1 protein-coding gene is annotated in these 1595 nt (G+C 65.5%); it reads right to left on the reverse strand.

All coding sequences use genetic code 11. From position 1 onward, the window contains the following. Positions 1-10 precede the first annotated feature (10 nt). Entirely contained in the window at positions 11-1471 is a 1461-nt protein-coding gene (locus NS6_RS33555; protein WP_245669609.1) for an NF041680 family putative transposase, read from the reverse strand. Positions 1472-1595: the final 124 nt, after the last annotated feature.

The following is a 1595-nucleotide window of genomic DNA, read 5'->3' on the forward strand; positions in this document are numbered from 1 at the left end:
AGCTTGAGTTTTAACCTCTGAGCTGGTGTTTTGTGGAGTTTCTGCGAGGTCGCGGCCCGGCTTTCTGAGGAGGTTTCCGGTCGCTGGCGGTCTTGATGTGCACGTCGTAGCGAGGTGCTGGTCGCTGGTTGCGGTGCCCGGCGGGGCGACCCGGACCGGGGCGGGAGGGTTTCGGTGCTCTGGCCGGACATGCCGCTTTCCGGCGGAGGTGCCGAAACCCTCGACGAACGCGTGCGGGTGTAAGCCGTTGCGGAGAAACGCGTTTCTCCCACGGACGTTTCAGATCGACGGTGAGGTTCCGCGCCAGACGCAGTTGGGTGTAAGCGGCCAGAAGCAGCCAGGTCCACCGGTCGGCGGCTGCCGGGTTCCGCAGTTTCGGGCAGGCCCAGCCGAGGGTCTGTTTGAGCATGCGGAAGGTGTGTTCGATATCGAACCGTCGCAGAAATACCTGCCACAACACCTCGACCTCGGCTGCATCCAGGTCGACGACCGAATGCCATAGCCAGATCGGTTTCGGGATGGCGCCGCTGGGGAGCCGGTCGACGTCGAGCCGGATCACCGTGCCTTCGATCACTGGCAGCTTCCCGACCTGAGTTATCCAGGAAGAACGGTGCGTGAGCCTGGGATGCAGACGGTTCCATGACCGTGCTGTCGCCGGACCGTAGAGCCGGGTGTCGGTGGTGACAGCGGTGTCTGGTTCACCCCAGGTCGTCTGATCAGCGAAAGCGAACTCACCGCCGTGACGCGGTGGACGGCCGGTGGTCCCGGGCTGCCATGCGGGTGCGTGGCGGCGCAGAACCCGGTCCGACCGCATCCGTGCGAGCACGGCGACGGGCAGGTCGGCAAGCAGGAACGCCAGCCGGGGTGCGTCGTAGCCGGCGTCGGCGACGATCCAGATATCCGGGTCACCGGGGCACCAGTGCCCGGCCTCGATCAAGTTGCCGATGACGGTGCGCAGCTGGCCGGCGGTGACGGTCGCGGCATCGTCTCCCGGCGCCAGCCGCACTGCATCCAACGGTGCGGTCCAGGAACTGCGCCCTGTTTCCAGGGCCGCGACCACCGAATACGGCCATCCCGGGATCATCTGAGCGGTGTTCTTCGCCCGCCCGTAGGTGTGACACAGGATCCGCTGCGGGCAGGTATGCGCCTCCGGCCGCAGCCAGCTGGTGATATCGACCGCCAGCACCAACCGGCCGTCCGCGGCACGAGGCAGCGGAACCGAAACCAGCGCCCGCCGCAGCCGGGCGATATCGATCCGACCGCGATCCAGCGCCGCATACACACTGCCGTGTCCTCGGCGATGCTCACCGACCAGCGACAACTCCGGCAACGATCGCACCGGACCGTCCGCGCACAACACCGCATCCACCACATCGAACGCCGCGTCCGCACGCCGAGCCAGACACCGGTAGAACTCCCGCCGAAACCCCGAAAGATCCCCGACCGTGTCGGCGCAGCCGGTGTCGTGCACACTGTTCAACTGAAGCCCTTGGTTGTTGAAAGTCTTTCTGTCGCAAGAGGACATGATCAACCAAGGGCTTCACCCATGAGCACCCGGGGTCACAAAACCCCAGCTCAAAGGTTAAAACTCAAGC

This window comes from Nocardia speluncae NBRC 108251, from assembly GCF_001613245.1.
In the GTDB taxonomy this organism is placed as follows: Bacteria; Actinomycetota; Actinomycetes; order Mycobacteriales; family Mycobacteriaceae; genus Nocardia; species Nocardia speluncae.